Source organism: Rhizobium sp. 0TCS1.26, assembly GCF_050455525.1.
In the GTDB taxonomy this organism is placed as follows: Bacteria; Pseudomonadota; Alphaproteobacteria; order Rhizobiales; family Rhizobiaceae; genus Neorhizobium.
The window spans coordinates 578,040-594,772 of record NZ_JBCIYV010000002.1 but is presented as its reverse complement, the minus strand read 5'-3'; the positions used below and the strand labels follow the sequence as shown (position 1 = coordinate 594,772).

Below are 16,733 nucleotides of genomic sequence, written 5' to 3'. Positions count from 1 at the left end.
TTGGAGACGCTGTGTCGTGTTCAGGCGGCTTTGGGGAAACCGCCGCGGGCAGCTTGGGTGAAATCCGCGAACGACAGCGGGCGAGCGAATGCGTAGCCCTGCAGCATGTCGCAGCCGAGCCGACGCAGCAGTTCCGCATGTTCCATCGTCTCCACGCCCTCTGCCACGGTCTCGACGCCGAGCGACTTGGCGATCTCGATGATCGACCGCACCAGCGACCGCTCCTGCGGCGAGGTGAGGATAGGCATCACCAGCTGCCGGTCGATCTTCAGGCGCTTCGGCGTCAGTTTCAGAAGGCTGACGATCGAGGTGTGCCCGGTGCCGAAGTCGTCAATCTCGATGTCGATCCCGAGCGCCTTGATGCGCGCCAGGTTGTGCGTCACGACGTCCTCGCTCTCATCGAGGAAGATCGATTCCACCAGTTCGAAGGCGATCTGGCCCGGCCGGATTGCCAGTGTCTCCAGGGTGGCGATCAGGCTTTCGTCCTTCAGCCGCTTGGAGGAGACGTTGACCGAGACGCGCGGCACGACGATCCCCTGCGCCTGCCAGCGCATCTGGTCGGTCAGCACCGTCTCCAGCACCACCTGGTCGATGGCGGCCGAGACGTTCAGATCCTCGGCGATGTCGAGGAAGGCGTCCGGCGTCAGCAGGCCGCGATAGGGGTGCTCCCACCGCACCAGCGCCTCGACGCCGATCAGTTGCATCGTCCTTGCGCAGAACTGCGGCTGGTACCAGGTGGCGAACTGGCTGGTCTCGAGCGCCGTCAGCAGTTCGTCGGCGGTGCGCTTGTGGTTGATGATCTCGGCTTGCAGATTGTGGGTGAAGAACTCGTAGCGATTGCGGCCCTGGCGCTTGGCCCGGTAGAGCGCGATGTCGGCGTTGATCAGCGTCCGGCGCGCATCGATGCGCAGGCCGCTCGCCTCGGCAATGCCGATCGAGACGCCGCAGCGGCAGGAAAATCCGTCATAGTCGAGCGGCTGGCGCAGCGCGGTGATGATCCGATTTGCCAGCTCGGCGATTGCCTCGGCGTCGCGGCCGTCGCGCACCAGGATGACGAATTCGTCGCCGCCGATGCGCGCCACGACGTCCTGCGGGTCGACGCTGCTGGTCAGGATGCGCGCCGCGTGCATCAGCATGGCGTCGCCGGCCGCATGGCCGAGCGTGTCGTTGATCTGCTTGAAGCGGTCGAGGTCGAGGTGCAGGATCGATACCTGCAGCCGCTCGACGCAGCTGTCCTTGGCCAGCGCGTCGAGCTCCAGGTCGAGCTTGCGGCGGTTGGCGAGCTGCGTCAGCGGGTCGTGCAGAGCGTTGTGCTCGATCCGGTGCTTGGCCTGCTCCAGCTCGACATTCTTGGCTTCCGCCTCCTGCATGGCGGCTTGCAGCTGCTGCGTCAGCCGCATGTCTTCGGTCACGTCGAAGGCGATGCCGACGATCTTTAGCGAGCCGTCGCGCATGCTGTGCGCCTTGCCGAACGACCGGACGAAACGGATGCTGCCGTCCGGCTGCGGCACGCGCACGGTCAGCGTCTCGCGCATCGACCGCGGGAACTTTGGCGAAACCCCCTCGGCGACCTCCCGGTCCTCCGGGTGGATAAGCGTCAGCCACTGCTGGGCGCTGATCCGGCCGTCGGTGTGGGGGATGCCATACAGCTGGCACATTCGCGCATCCCAGACTTCCGTCCGGGTAATCGGATTGCATTCCCAGATGCCGCAATTGTACGAGGCGAGCGCCAGGTCCAGCCGCGTCGACAGTTCTTCGAGATCCTGTTCGCGGTTGGACAGCTCGTCGAGCGCCAGCTCCAGCTCGGCGTTCTTGATGTCGCTGTTTTCCTTCGCCTCACGCAGCGTCTGGTTGACCATGATGTCGGAGGTGATGTCCCAGACGATGCCGGTGGTGCGGGCACTGCCGTCGCTGCCGCGATAGGTGGCGCCGGCCGAACGCAGGTGACGGATCTCGCCGTCCGGAAGCTGTACGCGGTAGACCTGCGCGCAGGGAGCGGTGGAGCAGATGCAGGTGAAGAAATGCGCTTCGGCCGCCCCGACGTCGGGCGGATAGACGGAGCGCAGCCAATCGTTGAGCCGGCTAGTGCCGGTATCGATATGCCGGCCGTGCAGCATGGCCGCCCGAACGTCCCAGCACAGGTAGTTGTCCTCCGTCACTTCCCAGATGCCGATGTTCGGCGTCTCCATCGCCAGGTTGAACTTCTGCGACAGGTCGAGGAGGCTTGCCTCGCGGGCCTTCAACATGGCGATGTGGCGGTTGCGCTCCCTTACCAGGATGCTGCCGATCAATGCCGGAATGATCGTTGCAAGGGCTGCAATGATCAGGAAGAAGCGAAAGGAGAGTGGGTCCTGCGCCAGGCTGTCGCCGAATGCCGCTATTCCCGCCTGACCTTCAGCCGCCGCATGCAGCGCATAGTGGGACTGGATCTCGACATAGGCGAACGCTGTGCCACCGGCGACGCCCAGGGACGCCAGTCCGAGCGCGATCGTCAGCGAATTTCGCCAACTGGCGGACGCCTGGTCCGGGCGCCGTGAGGCAGACAGCTTGGGCAACAAATGCAAGGCCTTCTCTTGAGACTGCGCAGTGATCGGCCCGACGCTAGGGACTGCCAGTTAATTTCCCCTTGAGCTGGACTGCATGAACTACTCCCCTATTTCTTGTCCCGGTTGTGCATGACGGACGGGCTTGGAACAGGTGACGGCAGAAAAGGTTAATATCCACAAAGGAAATCGCAGCTAAATTGTCATCAATCAGGTCAAATTTCGCCACAATCAGAAGGCAGAAAACCGTTGATAAACAAAAAGCTTGCCCCGTTTATGAAAGTCTCTTCGATGCGCATCCTGATTGCCGCCCTGCTGGCCACTGCAAGCCTCTTGTCTCCGCTGTCTGGGAGCGCGCAAAGCATGGATGTCGAGGCGACGATCAAGTCGATCGACGTGAAGCAGCTGAACCTGACGCTGGACGACGGGAAGACCTACAAGGTGCCGGAGGAATTCAATTTCGACGGGCTGGCGTCAGGCGTCAAGGTCGTCGTCTTCTACACCGTCGTCGACGGCACGCGGGTCATCGACGACCTGCAGGTCCTGTCGCAGTAACATCCAGGCAAGCGCTCTTTGGACGCTCGGAACGGGCTGCCGCTCAGAGCCACTCGGCCTTGCCGAGATCGCGGTCGATGACCAGTACCCGGTCCTGCGGGATGGCCGACTTCGCCGCCTCCGTCTCGTCCCACCCTCCGACCAGCTTCAGGATCGAACGGATCACGCCGCCATGGCTGACGCAGACCGTCGGCCTGTCGACCGACTGCAGCCAGGCGCCCACCCGCCATGACAGGATCTCGTAGCTTTCGGCATCCGTGCCGGGCGGAATGAAGCTCCACTTCTGGCGCGAGCGCATCTTCAGGCGGTCGGGTGAAACACGGCGAACCTCGTCCAGCGTGAAGCCTTCCCAGTCGCCGAACGACAGTTCGACAAGCCGTTCGTCGGTCCGGTAGCGCAGCGGATCAAGGCCGATGGCGGCGCGTGCCAGTTCCATGGTTTCGCGGGTACGCGACAGGGGGGAGGCGACAAAATCGAAGCTGTGCGCGCCGTCGCCAAGCAGGTCTCTCAAAGCCGCGCCGTTCTGACGCGCCTGGGCCCGGCCGATCTCGTTGAGGCCGATATCCTTCTGCCCCTGCAGCCGGCCTTCGGCATTCCAATCGGTCTGCCCATGGCGGATCATGTAGATGAGCACGGCCGTTGCCTTAACTGCGCCTTTTAGTCTTTGACGACGGAGATATCGGGAGCGTCGACTGCCTTCATGCCGATGACATGATAGCCGCTGTCGGCATGATGAACTTCGCCGGTCACCGAGCGCGACAGATCCGACAGCATGTAGAGGCCGACATCGCCGACTTCCTCGATGGACACGGTGCGGCGCAGCGGCGCGTTATATTCGTTCCACTTGAGGATGTAGCGGAAATCGCCGATGCCGGAGGCGGCCAGCGTCTTGATCGGGCCGGCCGAGATGGCGTTGACGCGGATGTTCTTCGGGCCGAGGTCGACCGCGAGATATTTGACGCTGGCTTCGAGCGCGGCCTTGGCGACACCCATGACATTGTAGTTCGGCATCACCTTTTCGGCGCCGTAATAGGTCAGCGTCAGCATCGAGCCGCCGTCGGTCATCAGCTTTTCGGCGCGGCGGGCGACGGAGGTAAACGAGTAGACGGAAATCTGCATGGTCTTGGCAAAATTGTCCGGCGTCGTGTCGACATAGCGGCCGGTCAGTTCGTCCTTGTCCGAGAAGCCGATGGCGTGCACGAGGAAGTCGATCTTGCCCCACTGCTTTTCGATGTTGGCGAACACCTCGTCGATCGACGCCTCGTCGCTGACGTCGCAGTGGCCGGCCATCAGCGCGCCGATCTCGGCGGCCAGAGGCTCGACACGCTTCTTCAGCGCATCTCCCTGATGGGTGAAGGCAACCTCGCCACCCTGAGCGTGAATGGCCTTGGCAATTCCCCATGCGATCGAGCGGTTGTTCGCGACACCCATGATGATGCCACGTTTGCCTGCCATGAGACCGGTTGCCTGAGCCATACTCTATCCTCTGAGACTTCGACGAAGGATGCCTATGGCATAGCCGGTCTCAGCGTTCAAGCATGACGAAGATCATCTGATGTAAGGCGGCGTAACAAAGGGTGCACGGCCCGGATGTCGTCGAGAAGCGGCTAGACAAACAGTCCGTGGCGCATGTGACGCATCAGATCGATGACTTTGGCGTCCGGCTTTTCCCACAGGAGAACCCGCAGTTCGACGATCAGGTCACCGCGCTCGCCATCCTTTTTCAACAGGCCGAGGCCTGGAACCGTGACATACTGATCGGATCCCGACCATGCCGGCACCGAGATGGTCATCCGGCCACCGGGTGTCTCCACCTCGTGCTCGCCACCGAGAACCGCATCTTCGAGCGAGATCGACAGCGCCGTGTGCAGATCGTGACCCTCGACGCGGAATCGCTCGTCGCGACCGATCCGGACGGTGACCAGGAGGTCGCCGCGCTGCATGCCGGCCAGCCGCAGTCCCTGTCCCTTCAGCCGTACTTCCTCGCCGTCGGTCATTCCGGCCTCCAGCGGGAAGCGGATCTCGCGCTCGTCCGACAGGTGAAGCGTGACGATGTTGAGCTTCAGCACGTCCTCAAGGCTGACGTTGGCCGAGGCAAGAAGGTCAGGCGCCTTTTCCGGCGGCGGAACTTCGCCGCGGATGCGCCGCATCAGCGAGGTGATGAGTTCGATCGCCTGCAGCGGCAGCGGCGCCGACGGCTTTGCAGCCGGTGCCTCATCACCGGTTGTGGCGGTATCGGCAGTGTCGCCGTCGGGTGCGGTCGTCCGGCTACCCGGCTGGCCCTGGCCCGGGGCGGCCTGTTCCTGCGATGCCCGGCTCTGCGTCTGGTAGTGTGCCTGCTGCGCCGAGGTCGCGCGGGCACGCCGGCCGCCCCCGGATGCGGCTTCCGCCGTCTGCCCGAAGATCCGCTCGACGATGTCCTCGGGCGCTTCGGAGGCCGCTGCCGCCTGCGCCTGGGCACGCTGGGCATTCGCCCGCGCCAGCTCTTCCATCACCTGCTCGGCCTTGGCACGCGCAGCCTTTGCCCGCTCTTCGGCCTGTCGCGCACCTTCGCGCTGCTGCATGATCGTCTGGTGGGCTTCCGCCGCCCGGTCGTAGCGACGCCGGCGATCCGGATCCTTCAGCACCTCGTAGGCCTGGCCGACTTCGGCAAAGCGTCGGTTGGCGCTCGGGTCATCCTGGTTATGGTCCGGATGCAGGGATTTGGCCTTCGACCGCCAGGCGGCCTTGATCTCGTCGACTGCTGCATCGCGTTTGACGCCAAGAACTGAATAGGGATCGCGCATAAAAGCCACCGGTTACCTGGACGGCGCCCTCCTGTCGGATCGGAGACGCTCGCCCGCAAACAACTCCCATGCTCACGTTCCAGTTCCGTCGGCGGAGCATGGTCCATGGGCCTGTGCAAGGGGAGGCTAGCGGCTCAACAGGTAAAGATGCTTTTACGCAATCTGCGAGACTGCAATTAAGCTTACCAGAAGGTAATCAGTTCGTCCGCTGCTGGAAGTCCATCATCGACCATTGGCCTGTACCGTCGAGGCAGGCCTGGCCGTTGAACTGGGCGATCCCGTCATAGGCGTGGCGGGTGGTGACGAAGCGGCGGCAGCGGGTTCCGGCATCAGCCGTCTCGTGGATCTCCGAGACGACGCCGGCGCTGCCGGTCGAGGTGTTGGCCCAGGGGAGGGGGGCGCCGGCAAGCTTTTCGACATCCGTCGAGGTGACCGCGTTCAGCACTGTCGCCTGGTCCGAGACGGCCTCCTGCGAGCGCTTCAGCACCGACGAGGTGGATATGCTGCGGTCGACCTTGGCCGTGCTGTCGAACAGGTCGAAGCTGCCGCTGGTGCAGCCGCAAACCGAAATCGGCATCAGAATCAGAAGGGCGGCTTTGACGGTGAACGACAGCGGCATTCCCCTTTGCTTTTTCGTTTTTGCGGTCACAGCCACCTTGCGTCCAATCCGGAAAAGGTTCACGGGTTCACTCGATCAGATCGGGAGCGTTTAAGTCAATATGTCCGAAGAACGGTTAACAAGCGGTGACTTCACCCAGGAAAGCGAGCCTTTCGCGCTGTTCGGCGAATGGCTGAAGGAAGCCGAGGGATCCGAGATCAACGACCCCAATGCCGTGGCGCTCGCCACCGTCGATAGCGACGGATTGCCCAATGTCCGGATGGTTCTTCTGAAGGGTTTCGACACGCGCGGCTTTGTTTTCTACACCAATTTCGAGAGCCGCAAGGGACAGGAAATCCTCGGCCAGAAGAAGGCCGCCATGTGCTTTCACTGGAAATCGCTGCGCCGCCAGGTGCGCGTCCGTGGTCCTGTGACGGTCGTCTCCGACGAAGAGGCGGATGCCTATTACGCGTCGCGCGCCCGCGGCAGCCGCATCGGCGCCTGGGCCTCCAAGCAGTCGCGTCCGCTGGAAGGCCGGTTTGCGCTGGAAAAGGCGGTCGCCGAAGTGACGGCCCGCTACGCGATCGGCGAAATCCCGCGCCCGCCCTTCTGGTCGGGTTTCCGGATCGAGCCGGAAAGCATCGAGTTCTGGCACGACCGGCAGTTCCGGCTGCACGACCGCGTCGAATTCCGCCGCGACGGCGAGGGCTGGTCGAAGATCCGGATGTATCCCTAAGCCCCGACTGTTGGCTTACAAGTCGTCTCAGCCCTGGTGCAGGGCGAAGGGGATGCCGGATGCCAGGGCCGCCACGTAGCGCGGCTCCTGATAATAGCCGTTGAGCGAGATGCGCGGCAGGCCCGTCAGCCGGTCGCGGTAGCGTTCGCAGATCGTCCCCGGCTGCGTCGTGACGGCCACCCGGAAGCCGAGCGCCAGCGCCAGCGCCTGCTCGCGCTCCGACACGGCGGCATGCGTGCCGTAAGGATAGGCGATCGTCTCCGGCCGCTGTCCGGTCAGCGTTTCCAGCCAGTCGGCGGAGCGCAGCATCTCTGCTCCGGCATCCTCGTCCGACAGTCTCTTCAATGCCCGATGGCTGACCGTATGGGCTCCGAGAGAGGCCAGCGGATGGCGGCTGAGGCGCATCAGATCCTCGTGGCCCATGGTCAGCGCTTCGGTAATCGCCAGCGGCTCCAGTCCGTGCCGGCGCGCCAGCCGGTCGAGCGCTTCGACGGCGATCTGCTCGTCGTTCATCTGGATGAACAGCGCGAACCGGTCGAAGGCGTCCAGCCGTTGCTGGGTAGTCGACAGCGCGAGGCGCTGCTCGCCCGATCCGAAGTCGAAGCTGAGTTCATTCTCGGCATCCAGCAGTTCCGCCAGCGTCTCCCACCAGATCGTGTGGCTGCGGTTGGCAAAGCCCTGGTTGACGAAGACGGTGAACGGCACCTGGTGGCGCTCGAAAACCGGAAGCGCGTATTGGCTGTTGTTCCGGTAGCCGTCGTCGAGGGTGAAGCAGGCGAACGGCCGCTCCGGCGGATGGGCAAGCCGGTCCGGTACGTCTGAGAGCGCAATGAAATCATAGCCATCCTCGGCAAGCCGGCGGATGGCGGCATCGAGGAATTCCGGCGTGATTTCAAGATGTGCGTTCGGTTCGATGCGGCGGGCGCGGAACGGGCGAACATGATGGAGCGTGAAGATCGCGCCGCGGCCACGCGCCTGGCGCATCATGCCCAGCCGGGCGAGCAGATTGGCCGTTTCCAGCCCGCCGGCGATCAGGCCACGCTTGACCCCGCGGCGCCATATGGCATCGAGATTTCCGCCCATGCGTCTCGCCGAACCTGCTGTTCACCCAGTGATACACGTCACGCTAGCGTGAAGACTGTTAAGTCTTGATAAATGCGTGTGGCGAAACCGCGCCTGCCGCAGGAAGTTGTCGCGATGCAGCCGGTCTTAACCGCGCAGCGTGCCTCTAGCGTCGAAGAAGGTGCAGCAATGGTCGAGGCTGTCGGCGACGAAGGCGCACAAAGCCCGGATCTCATCCGTCGGCTGCAGCAGGTCGGGCACCATCACCGCCATCATGCCGGCGGCTGCGGCACTGCGGATGCCGTTGTGACTGTCCTCGAGTGCCAGGCAATCCTGCGGCGCCACGCCCAGCCGGTCGGCGGCCGCCAGATACGGATCCGGGTCCGGCTTGCCGCGGGCGTAATCGCCCTGGGCGATGATATGGTGGAAACGGTCCAGCACCCCGAGCGGCTGCATGTGGTGGCGCACCTGATCATGGCCGGAAGAGGTGCAGATCGCCCGCGGAATATCGTGCCGGTCAAGTATGTCGAGGAGTGCCGTGACGCCGGCCTTCAGCCGCAGCTCGGTGTCCAGCAGCAGGTTGAAGTGTTCGAGCCAGACGACGCGGAAGGCGTCGGCGTCGAAATCGCGACCGTAATGCTCGCGCAGCAGATCGGAGATCCCGGTCCATGGCCGTCCCAGCATGCCCTCGTAGATCGATGGGCCGAGCGGCAGGCCCTGCTGCACGGCGGCCGAGAGGATCGAGCTGCGGTAGAGAACTTCGCTGTCGAGCAGCAGACCGTCCATATCGAAGACGACGGCTTTTGGCGGGCGGGGAAGAACGGTCATGGGATCCTTGGGATCGATGGAACTGAAGTCGGACGTCGCCTCATCCGGCCAGTGTCGACTGGCCATTTGCTGTTAGCAGCTTGCGCACATTGGAAGCAAACCCGAGGAAGTCGCATTGCGGAAAAGACGGGCCTAAACTGACGTAGTGCTCTGCCAGCGAGCGCCTGCAGCCGCGTTGACGGAGTTCCTCCTGTGTGTAAGGATACACAACATGGGGAATGTCAATGGGGCCGAGACATACACCACTATCTCCACGCGACGTTGCGCAGCGATTGCGGGACGAGGGGTGGAGCGTGAACGGTATGGTCCCGGCGACCATGTCCAGTATGTCCATCCCGGCAGGCCGGGCAAGGTTACTCTCGATATGGGGGTGCGCGAGGTGCCGACGGGTACCCTGCGGTCGATCTATCGCCAGGCCGGGTGGGATTGGTGATCCGCTGCCATCCGGCCGCTGACAGCAAAGGAGCAAAGACATGCCTGCCGCCTACGGCATTCTTCATCAGGAAAACGGCTGCTTCGGAGTTTCATTTCCTGATTTTCCCGGCTGTATCACGGGGGGTGACAGCGAGGAGGAGGCTCTGCGCAAGGCCGACGACGTGCTGACGTTTCATGTCGCCGTCATGGTGGAGGACGGCGACGACCTGCCGACCATACGCACGCTTGAGGCATTGCGGAGCGATCCTGAAGTCCAAGCTGATCTGGAGACAGGGACCCTGTTCCTTGCCCGTTACGAACTTCCCTCCAAAGCCATCCGGATCAACATTTCCATGGATGAGCGCCTGGTGGAGGCCGTCGACCGTGCGGCGGAACGCGTACAGCAAAGCCGCTCGGCGTTCTTGGCCGAAGCGGCTAGGCGCAGATTGGGCGAGTTCCGGCCGGAAAGGCCGACGGATCAAAAGCGCGGTCCGAGATCCTCGAACAGTCGCAGCAGATAGCCGTCCGGGTCTGCGACGACGAACTGCCGGTTGCCGACCTCGTGATCGTTGCGCCGATACCACTTTTCCTCAAGCGGCAGATAGAGCGGAATGCCGCCATCGTGCAGGCGCTGCAGCACCGCACCGACATCGTGAATGCGGATCTGTAGGTTCAGCCCGCGACCGAACGGTCGTTGAAGCGTGGCCTCGTTGCCGAAGGTGCGCCCGACGCCGATCTGGTCGATCATCAACTGCGCGCCGCCGAGGGTCAGAAAGCTGAAGCCTTCCTCGGGTCGCTCGTAGAGCACCTCAAAGCCGATCAGCCCGCAATAGAATGCGCGGCTCGCGCGCCAGTCGCTGACGGCAAGTTCAGGCACGAGAGCATTGCCGCTCGTGCCTTCGCTTCCCGCAAACGGGTCGCTCACGTCCGCGTGCCGCCGACCGTCACCTGGTCCATCCTGAGATGCGGCTGACCGACGCCGACCGGCACCCACTGGCCAGCCTTGCCGCAATTGCCGATGCCGGTGTCGAGCTTGGTGTCATTGCCGACCATCGATACCCGCTTCATGGCATCGGGACCGTTGCCGATCAGCATGGCGCCCTTGATCGCCGGGCCGATCTTGCCGTCCTCGATCATGTAGGCTTCGGTGCAGCCGAAGACGAACTTGCCGGAGGTGATGTCCACCTGGCCGCCGCCAAACGACACCGCATAGATGCCCTTCTTGACCGAGGCGATGATCTCTTCCGGGGATTTGTCGCCCGACAGCATATAGGTATTGGTCATCCGCGGCATCGGCTGGTGGGCATAGCCCTGGCGGCGGCCGTTGCCGGTTGCCTTCATGCCCATCAGCCGGGCGTTCTGGCGGTCCTGCATGTAGCCGACCAGCCTGCCGTTCTCGATCAGCACATTGTAGCCCGACGGCGTTCCCTCGTCGTCGATGGTGATCGAGCCGCGCCTGTTGTCGATCGTGCCGTCGTCGACCACCGTCACGCCAGGGCTTGCGACCATCTCGCCGAGCAGGCCGGCAAAAGCCGACGTCTTCTTGCGATTGAAGTCGCCCTCCAGGCCGTGGCCGACGGCCTCATGCAGCATGACACCCGGCCAGCCGTTGCCGAGCACGACGTCCATGGTGCCGGCCGGCGCCTCGATCGCTTCCAGGTTGACCAGTGCCTGGCGCAGCGCCTCGTCGGCGCCCGTCTGCCAGTTGCCCTCGGCGATGAAATCGCCGAAGCCGATGCGTCCGCCGGTGCCGAACGAGCCGCTCTCCTGCCGGTCGCCGTCGCCGACGACGACGGAGATGTTGATGCGCGTCATCGGCCGGATGTCCTGTACCCGGTGGCCGTCGGCGCGGAGAATGTCGACGACCTGCCAGCTGGCGGCTATCGAGGCACTCACCTGACGGACCTTCGGGTCCTTGCCGCGCAGATAGGCATCCACCTCGGCAAGCAGCGCCGCCTTGCGCTCGAAGGAGGGCGTGCCGATCGGGTTGTCGTCGCCGTAGAGCTTCTTGTTGGTGCGCTGCGGAGCGGCCGCGTAGGAACCCGAATAGCCGCGGGTGACGGCCTGCACCGCATCGGCAGCGCGCGATAGCGCCGAGGCTGAGAGCTCACCCGCATGCGCGTATCCGACGGCTTCGCCAGCCACCGCGCGCAGGCCAAAACCCTGGTCGGTGTTGAACGAACCGCCCTTCAGGCGGCCATTGTCGAAGGTCAGCGATTCCGCCTGCGCGTGCTCGATGAACAGTTCGCCGTCATCGGCGCCGACGAGCGCGTCCGCAAGAATCTTGCGAAGCCGGGTCTCGTCGCAATCGAACAGGTTGATCAGGTCGGTGGTCATGGGTCTTCGCTCCGCTTGCCGGATTGTCTCGGCTTTGCCGGGCGGCACCCCGCTCATCAACCGGATCGCGCTCTTCCCATGCGGGAAGAGAGGACGGGACGGTTTGAGCGGCAATGGCCTGACCGGAAGCCGACTGTCTGGAGGCCGATGTAGGTCTGCCGGCAGGCCGAAGCAAGCTTGCCCGGCGCGATCACGCCTTAAGGCAGCGCGTCATAGCCTTCGGAAAAGCCGGCAAGCTCGATCGGGATGCCGACCCGGTCCTGGTCCACCGATTCCCGCAGCGCGAAGACGGCGTTCTTGCCGGCCCGCAGGATGCGCATCAACTCGTCGTCGATCTCGACCTCGACATAGCAGCCCTCGGAAAAGCAGCGGGTAAAGTAGGCGCGGCCGATATTGTTGTTGTCGACGAACAGGTCCATGCCGTCCTTCAGCAGGACGCCGAGCGGCGCCAGGATGCGCAGGATGCGCGCCTTGCGGTCGGCGGTCTTCAGCACCACGACGGACAGCCCGACCTCCGGCCGGTCCTCGGCGATGACGTTCTGCATCAGCGCGCATTGTTCGACCGTTGCCCCGGCCGGCTTGTCGCACAGCACAGACCACGAGCCGTGGCTGCCGCGCACGGTTCCCGGCTGCGTGCCGCCCGGCTGCTGCGGCGGTGTTGCCTGCGGAGCGGCCTGTACTGGCGGACGCGGTTGTTTCTCTGCCGGCTGCGCCGTCTGGGCCAGTGCCGGCCCTGCAAGCAGGACACCCGGCAGCAATGCGGCCACGACGGCGGCGCACAGAGTTGGGAAACGCATGGATACCTCGGTCTTTCGAATCAGTCTGGCTATTCTTGTCGCCGGGAGCGCGAATGAAAAGCCCTCCACCTCTTTCCAGCCGACTGCGGCGAAAATGCGGAGCCGTGCCGACCGCCCGAAACGCCGGGCTTTCCGGCTCCCGGCGGGTTGCCGGCAAAAATGCCGCACACACGGGCGGGCGCCAAGCCTCGCCGGATATTGCGGCTGCTGCTAAACTGTGGTTGAACCAACGCCTGTAGCTTGGGAAGATGCGTGACGATCTGATCCAGATCAAACGCTTGGGGAGAGAAGTCGTGATGAACAGAGCCTATGCAGCGATGGCTGCGATGATCTGTCTGTTGTTCGCCTCGGGGGCGGGCGCCGATCAGCCTGTGCCGTGGCAGGTGGACATGCAGCAGCCGGTGACGCCGATTATGCATGAGATCAAGTGGTTCAACCACTACAGCCTGTGGTTCATCGTGCCGATCACCCTGCTGGTTCTGGCGCTGCTCGTCTGGGTCGTCGTCCGCTATCGTGCGAGCGCCAACCCGGTGCCGTCGCGCACCGCCCATCATACGATGATCGAGGTGGCCTGGACGCTCGGCCCGGTGCTGATCCTGCTGTTCCTCGCCATCCCATCGTTCAACCTCTTGAACGCGCAGCTGACGATGCCGGAAAATCCCGACATCACCGTCAAGGCGACTGCGACGCAGTGGCAGTGGAACTACGAATACGAAGGCGGTGAAAACCCGCTGGCCTTCGACAGCTACATGCTGAAGGACGAAGATCGCGCCGCCGCCGGCAAGGTGGATCCGAAGATCTATCCGCGTCTGCTGGCCGTCGACAACGAGGTTGTCCTGCCGGTCAACAAGACCGTCCGCATGCTGGTTACCGCCGCTCCGACCGACGTCATCCACGCCTTTGCCATGCCGGCTTTCGGCATCAAGATCGACGCCGTTCCCGGCCGCCTGAACGAGACGTGGTTCCGCGCCGAAAAGGAAGGTCTCTATTACGGTCAGTGTTCCGAGCTTTGCGGCAAGGACCACGCCTTCATGCCGATCGCCATTCGCGTGGTGTCGGAAGAACAATACAACACTTGGATGACTACGGCCGCCCAGGATCTGCCCGGCGCCTACAAGGCACTCGTCGCGTCGCTTGACGCGAAGTCCGGCGACCAGGTCGCTTCGGCAGAATCCAAGTAAGGGGAGCGAGGACAATGGCTGGACATTCCGCAACCGACGGTCATACGCATGATGCTCACGCGCTGACGGCGCATGATGCCCACGCGCACGACCATCACCACGAACACAAGCTGAGCTTCTTCGAGCGCTGGTTCAAGTCGACCAACCACAAGGACATCGGCACCCTCTATCTGATCTTCGCGATCATCGCCGGCATCATCGGCGGTCTTCTGTCGGTTGCCATGCGCATGGAGCTGCAGGAGCCGGGCATCCAGATCTTCCACGGGCTGGCGGCCATGGTCTACGGCTTCGAGGGCGACGCCGCACTCGACGGCGGCAAGCACATGTACAATGTGTTCACCACCGCCCACGCGCTGATCATGATCTTCTTCATGGTCATGCCGGCGATGATCGGCGGTTTCGCCAACTGGATGATCCCGATCATGATCGGTGCGCCGGACATGGCGTTCCCGCGGCTCAACAACATTTCCTTCTGGCTGATCGTGCCGGCCTTCCTGCTGCTGCTGCTTTCGATGTTCGTCGAAGGTCCCGCAGGCGCCTACGGCGTCGGTGGCGGCTGGACCATGTATCCGCCGCTCTCCACCTCGGGCCAACCCGGACCGGCCGTCGACCTGGCGATCTTCTCGCTGCACGTCGCCGGTGCTTCGTCGATCCTCGGCGCCATCAACTTCATCACCACCATTCTCAACATGCGCGCGCCGGGCATGACGATCCACAAGATGCCGCTGTTTGCCTGGGCCGTGCTGGTCACCGCCTTCCTGCTGCTGCTGTCGCTCCCGGTTCTCGCCGGTGGCATCACCATGCTGCTGACCGACCGCAACTTCGGCACGACCTTCTTCGCGCCGGAAGGCGGCGGTGATCCGATCCTCTACCAGCACCTGTTCTGGTTCTTCGGTCATCCGGAAGTGTACATCCTGATCCTGCCCGGCTTCGGCATCATCAGCCACATCATCTCGACCTTCTCGAAGAAGCCGGTCTTCGGCTATCTCGGCATGGCCTATGCGATGGTGGCAATCGGCGCCGTAGGCTTCATCGTCTGGGCCCACCACATGTACACGGTTGGCCTGTCGCTCGATGCGCAGCGCTACTTCGTGTTCGCCACGATGGTCATCGCGGTGCCGACGGGCGTGAAGATCTTCTCCTGGATTGCCACGATGTGGGGCGGCTCGCTGTCGTTCCGCACGCCGATGATCTGGGCGATCGGCTTCATCTTCCTGTTCACCGTCGGTGGCGTCACCGGCGTCCAGCTCGCCAATGCCGGCCTCGACCGCTCGCTGCACGACACCTACTACGTGGTCGCCCACTTCCACTACGTGCTGTCGCTCGGCGCCGTGTTCGCCATCTTCGCCGCCTGGTACTACTGGTTCCCGAAGATGACCGGCTACATGTATTCCGAACGCCTGGGGAACCTTCATTTCTGGGTGATGTTCATCGGCGTGAACCTGGTGTTCTTCCCGCAGCATTTCCTCGGCCTTGCCGGCATGCCGCGCCGCTACATCGACTACCCGGATGCCTTCGCCGGCTGGAACTACGTGTCCTCGATCGGCTCCTACATCTCCTTCGTCGGCGTGCTGATCTTCCTCTTCAGCGTCTGGGAAGCCTTCGCCAAGAAGCGCGTCGCCGGCGATAATCCGTGGGGCGAGGGTGCGACCACGCTGGAATGGCAGCTGTCTTCGCCGCCGCCGTTCCACCAGTGGGAACAGCTGCCCCGCATCAAGTAATCGAACGACAAGGGTGGCGCGGGTTCAAATCCGCGCCGCCGTCGACCACAGCACAGGACTGCCGCATGACCGTCATCGATAATCACGCAAGCCTGGACGGCGAGGACAAGGTCTACCTGTCCGAAGCCGGCGCGCGGGATTTCTTCGAGCTCCTGAAGCCGCGCGTCATGTCGCTTGTCGTGTTCACGGCATTTGCCGGACTGCTGCTGGCGCCCGGCTCCATCAACCCGGTGCTCGGCGCCATCGCCATCCTCTGCATTGCGGTGGGTGCCGGCGCGTCCGGCGCGCTCAACATGTGGTATGATGCCGATATCGACGCGGTGATGACCCGTACTGCCAAGCGACCCATTCCCGATGGCCGCATCCTGCCGCAGGAGGCGCTGGCCTTCGGCCTGACGCTGTCGACCTTTTCGGTCTGCATCCTTGGCCTGGCGATCAACTGGTTCGCCGCCGGCCTTCTGGCCTTCACCATCTTCTTCTACGCCGTCGTCTACACGATGTGGCTGAAGCGCTCGACGCCGCAGAACATCGTCATCGGCGGTGCTTCCGGCGCCTTCCCGCCGATGATCGGCTGGGCCTGCGTGACGGGCGGCGTGTCGTTCGACAGCATCGTGCTGTTCCTGATCATCTTCCTCTGGACGCCGGCGCATTTCTGGGCGCTGGCGCTGTTCAAGATGCGCGACTACGGTTCGGTCGGCATCCCGATGATGCCGAACGTCGCCGGCGAACGCTCAACCAAGCACCAGATCGTTGCCTATGCGGTGCTGACCGCGGTGGTCGGCGTGGTTCCGGCGATGACCGGCCTTGTCGGCTGGGTCTACGGAGCCTTTGCCGCGGTGCTCGGCGCCGTCTTCGTCCTCTGTTCCATCGCCGTCTGGCGCATGCCGGACGGGGACGAGAAGATGGTCGCCGCCAAGCGCATGTTCGCCTATTCGGTCCTCTACCTTTTTGCGATCTTCTCGGCGCTCATCGCCAGCCATTACGGGCAGGTCTTCGCCGACGGGTTGGGAGGCCTGCTATGATCGAGACCGTCAAGATCACCGATGCACAGAAGAAATCCAGGCGTGGACGCAACATTGCGCTCGGCCTGGTGCTGGCGGCGCTGGTGGTGCTCTTCTACGTGGTGACGCTGATCAAGCTCGGCACACCGAGCTGAAGCGGAGCGGGGAGGAGGA

General features: G+C 63.6%; 18 protein-coding genes. 8 read left to right on the top strand and 10 right to left on the bottom strand.

Annotated elements, in window-relative coordinates:
• Window positions 1–20 precede the first annotated feature (20 nt).
• Window positions 21–2,564 (bottom strand): EAL domain-containing protein, encoded by a 2,544-nt coding sequence (locus tag AAIH46_RS10060; protein WP_430305721.1) that lies wholly within the window; start codon window positions 2,562–2,564, stop codon window positions 21–23.
• Window positions 2,565–2,834: 270 nt separating this feature from the next.
• Between AAIH46_RS10060 and AAIH46_RS10055 the strand changes: the two genes are divergently transcribed.
• Window positions 2,835–3,098, top strand: a complete 264-nt coding sequence (locus tag AAIH46_RS10055; RefSeq protein ID WP_430305720.1) for a DUF1344 domain-containing protein — start codon at window positions 2,835–2,837, stop codon at window positions 3,096–3,098.
• A gap of 43 nt (window positions 3,099–3,141) precedes the next feature.
• On the opposite strand, the gene AAIH46_RS10050 is transcribed toward AAIH46_RS10055, so the two are convergent.
• From AAIH46_RS10050 to AAIH46_RS10035, 4 genes are all read right to left on the bottom strand, one after another.
• Entirely contained in the window at window positions 3,142–3,732 is a 591-nt protein-coding gene (locus tag AAIH46_RS10050; protein ID WP_430305719.1) for a histidine phosphatase family protein, read from the bottom strand.
• 23 nt (window positions 3,733–3,755) lie between these two features.
• Window positions 3,756–4,574, bottom strand: coding sequence for an enoyl-ACP reductase FabI (gene fabI, locus AAIH46_RS10045; RefSeq protein WP_430305718.1), 819 nt, complete (start codon window positions 4,572–4,574; stop codon window positions 3,756–3,758).
• 131 nt (window positions 4,575–4,705) lie between these two features.
• Window positions 4,706–5,884 (bottom strand): J domain-containing protein, encoded by a 1,179-nt coding sequence (locus AAIH46_RS10040; RefSeq protein WP_430305717.1) that lies wholly within the window; start codon window positions 5,882–5,884, stop codon window positions 4,706–4,708.
• Window positions 5,885–6,080: 196 nt separating this feature from the next.
• The gene (locus AAIH46_RS10035; protein ID WP_430305716.1) at window positions 6,081–6,503 is read right to left on the bottom strand and encodes an RT0821/Lpp0805 family surface protein; all 423 of its coding nucleotides are present in this window, start codon (window positions 6,501–6,503) and stop codon (window positions 6,081–6,083) included.
• Window positions 6,504–6,603: 100 nt separating this feature from the next.
• On the opposite strand from AAIH46_RS10035, the gene pdxH reads away from it, so the two are divergent.
• Window positions 6,604–7,218, top strand: a complete 615-nt coding sequence (pdxH, locus tag AAIH46_RS10030; protein WP_430305715.1) for a pyridoxamine 5'-phosphate oxidase — start codon at window positions 6,604–6,606, stop codon at window positions 7,216–7,218.
• A 27-nt stretch (window positions 7,219–7,245) separates the two neighbouring features.
• On the opposite strand, the gene AAIH46_RS10025 is transcribed toward pdxH, so the two are convergent.
• Both AAIH46_RS10025 and AAIH46_RS10020 read right to left on the bottom strand, forming a co-directional pair.
• Window positions 7,246–8,301, bottom strand: coding sequence for a polysaccharide deacetylase family protein (locus AAIH46_RS10025; protein WP_430305714.1), 1,056 nt, complete (start codon window positions 8,299–8,301; stop codon window positions 7,246–7,248).
• A 126-nt stretch (window positions 8,302–8,427) separates the two neighbouring features.
• Complete coding sequence (locus AAIH46_RS10020; protein ID WP_430305713.1) at window positions 8,428–9,108, bottom strand: HAD family hydrolase; 681 nt, start codon at window positions 9,106–9,108, stop codon at window positions 8,428–8,430.
• Between the two features lie 211 nt (window positions 9,109–9,319).
• Here AAIH46_RS10020 and AAIH46_RS10015 point away from each other — a divergent pair, with 211 nt between their 5' ends.
• The gene (locus AAIH46_RS10015; RefSeq protein ID WP_430305712.1) at window positions 9,320–9,541 is read left to right on the top strand and encodes a type II toxin-antitoxin system HicA family toxin; all 222 of its coding nucleotides are present in this window, start codon (window positions 9,320–9,322) and stop codon (window positions 9,539–9,541) included.
• A gap of 40 nt (window positions 9,542–9,581) precedes the next feature.
• A complete protein-coding gene (locus AAIH46_RS10010; RefSeq protein WP_430305711.1) occupies window positions 9,582–10,043 on the top strand; it encodes a type II toxin-antitoxin system HicB family antitoxin in 462 nt (153 codons plus the stop codon).
• Here AAIH46_RS10010 and AAIH46_RS10005 read toward each other — a convergent pair.
• The 3 genes from AAIH46_RS10005 to AAIH46_RS09995 form a co-directional block, all read right to left on the bottom strand.
• Complete coding sequence (locus tag AAIH46_RS10005) at window positions 10,001–10,447, bottom strand: bleomycin resistance protein (protein WP_430305710.1); 447 nt, start codon at window positions 10,445–10,447, stop codon at window positions 10,001–10,003. The two genes, AAIH46_RS10010 and AAIH46_RS10005, sit on opposite strands and share 43 nt — an antisense overlap.
• Window positions 10,444–11,859, bottom strand: coding sequence for a metalloprotease TldD (gene tldD / locus AAIH46_RS10000; RefSeq protein ID WP_430305709.1), 1,416 nt, complete (start codon window positions 11,857–11,859; stop codon window positions 10,444–10,446). The genes AAIH46_RS10005 and tldD overlap by 4 nt, the downstream gene beginning before the upstream one ends.
• A gap of 197 nt (window positions 11,860–12,056) precedes the next feature.
• Window positions 12,057–12,656 (bottom strand): invasion associated locus B family protein, encoded by a 600-nt coding sequence (locus tag AAIH46_RS09995; protein WP_430305708.1) that lies wholly within the window; start codon window positions 12,654–12,656, stop codon window positions 12,057–12,059.
• Between the two features lie 296 nt (window positions 12,657–12,952).
• On the opposite strand from AAIH46_RS09995, the gene coxB reads away from it, so the two are divergent.
• The 4 genes from coxB (at window position 12,953) to AAIH46_RS09975 (ending at window position 16,714) form a co-directional block, all read left to right on the top strand.
• Complete coding sequence (gene coxB / locus AAIH46_RS09990; RefSeq protein ID WP_430305707.1) at window positions 12,953–13,837, top strand: cytochrome c oxidase subunit II; 885 nt, start codon at window positions 12,953–12,955, stop codon at window positions 13,835–13,837.
• 14 nt (window positions 13,838–13,851) lie between these two features.
• Window positions 13,852–15,558, top strand: coding sequence for a cytochrome c oxidase subunit I (gene ctaD, locus AAIH46_RS09985; RefSeq protein ID WP_430305706.1), 1,707 nt, complete (start codon window positions 13,852–13,854; stop codon window positions 15,556–15,558).
• A gap of 65 nt (window positions 15,559–15,623) precedes the next feature.
• Entirely contained in the window at window positions 15,624–16,580 is a 957-nt protein-coding gene (locus AAIH46_RS09980) for a heme o synthase (protein WP_430305705.1), read from the top strand.
• Window positions 16,577–16,714, top strand: coding sequence for a hypothetical protein (locus tag AAIH46_RS09975; protein WP_430306573.1), 138 nt, complete (start codon window positions 16,577–16,579; stop codon window positions 16,712–16,714). Before AAIH46_RS09980 ends, AAIH46_RS09975 begins: the two co-directional genes overlap by 4 nt.
• Window positions 16,715–16,733 lie beyond the last annotated feature (19 nt).

Bases quoted from the DNA above. Each gene is read 5' to 3' on its own strand.
- AAIH46_RS10055 (WP_430305720.1), top strand. From the start codon at position 2,835: ATGCGCATCCTGATTGCCGCCCTGCTGGCCACTGCAAGCCTCTTGTCT.
- fabI (WP_430305718.1), bottom strand. From the start codon at position 4,574: ATGGCTCAGGCAACCGGTCTCATGGCAGGCAAACGTGGCATCATCATG.
- AAIH46_RS10040 (WP_430305717.1), bottom strand. From the start codon at position 5,884: ATGCGCGATCCCTATTCAGTTCTTGGCGTCAAACGCGATGCAGCAGTC.
- AAIH46_RS10035 (WP_430305716.1), bottom strand. From the start codon at position 6,503: ATGCCGCTGTCGTTCACCGTCAAAGCCGCCCTTCTGATTCTGATGCCG.
- pdxH (WP_430305715.1), top strand. From the start codon at position 6,604: ATGTCCGAAGAACGGTTAACAAGCGGTGACTTCACCCAGGAAAGCGAG.
- AAIH46_RS10025 (WP_430305714.1), bottom strand. From the start codon at position 8,301: ATGGGCGGAAATCTCGATGCCATATGGCGCCGCGGGGTCAAGCGTGGC.
- AAIH46_RS10020 (WP_430305713.1), bottom strand. From the start codon at position 9,108: ATGACCGTTCTTCCCCGCCCGCCAAAAGCCGTCGTCTTCGATATGGAC.
- AAIH46_RS10015 (WP_430305712.1), top strand. From the start codon at position 9,320: ATGGGGAATGTCAATGGGGCCGAGACATACACCACTATCTCCACGCGA.
- AAIH46_RS10010 (WP_430305711.1), top strand. From the start codon at position 9,582: ATGCCTGCCGCCTACGGCATTCTTCATCAGGAAAACGGCTGCTTCGGA.
- tldD (WP_430305709.1), bottom strand. From the start codon at position 11,859: ATGACCACCGACCTGATCAACCTGTTCGATTGCGACGAGACCCGGCTT.
- AAIH46_RS09995 (WP_430305708.1), bottom strand. From the start codon at position 12,656: ATGCGTTTCCCAACTCTGTGCGCCGCCGTCGTGGCCGCATTGCTGCCG.
- coxB (WP_430305707.1), top strand. From the start codon at position 12,953: ATGAACAGAGCCTATGCAGCGATGGCTGCGATGATCTGTCTGTTGTTC.
- ctaD (WP_430305706.1), top strand. From the start codon at position 13,852: ATGGCTGGACATTCCGCAACCGACGGTCATACGCATGATGCTCACGCG.
- AAIH46_RS09980 (WP_430305705.1), top strand. From the start codon at position 15,624: ATGACCGTCATCGATAATCACGCAAGCCTGGACGGCGAGGACAAGGTC.
- AAIH46_RS09975 (WP_430306573.1), top strand. From the start codon at position 16,577: ATGATCGAGACCGTCAAGATCACCGATGCACAGAAGAAATCCAGGCGT.